The organism is Flagellimonas alvinocaridis, from assembly GCF_004916895.1.
In the GTDB taxonomy this organism is placed as follows: Bacteria; Bacteroidota; Bacteroidia; order Flavobacteriales; family Flavobacteriaceae; genus Flagellimonas; species Flagellimonas alvinocaridis.
This window is the reverse complement of sequence record NZ_SNTZ01000111.1, coordinates 1-396: the sequence shown is the minus strand read 5'-3', so window position 1 is coordinate 396 and position 396 is coordinate 1. Positions and strand designations below refer to the sequence as shown.

The following is a 396-nucleotide window of genomic DNA, read 5'->3' as shown; positions in this document are numbered from 1 at the left end:
GCCCGGGTAATCTTTGAAATTTCATCGTGATGGGGATAGATCATTGCAATTGTTGGTCTTMAACGAGGAATTCCTAGTAAGMGCGAGTCATCAGCTCGMGTTGACTACGTCCCTGCCCTTTGTACACACCGCCCGTCGCTCCTACCGATTGAATGGTCCGGTGAAGTGTTCGGATYGMGGCGMCGTGGGCGGTTCGCYGCCYGCGACGTMGCRAGAAGTCCACTGAACCTTATCATTTAGAGGAAGGAGAAGTCGTAACAAGGTTKCCGTAGGTGAACCTGCGGAAGGATCATTGTCGAAAACTGTGAAGTTGCATGACCCGCGAACAAGTACCTAAACCGGGATGTCATCGGATCGGTCTTCGGACCGTTCGGTGTTTGTCCTCGTTGGGTGTGC

1 rRNA gene is annotated in these 396 nt (G+C 52.7%); it reads left to right on the top strand.

Annotation, left to right across the window (positions count from 1 at the left end):
- Nucleotides 1-300 (top strand): 16S ribosomal RNA (locus tag EZV76_RS17990); the annotation flags it as partial.
- Nucleotides 301-396: the final 96 nt, after the last annotated feature.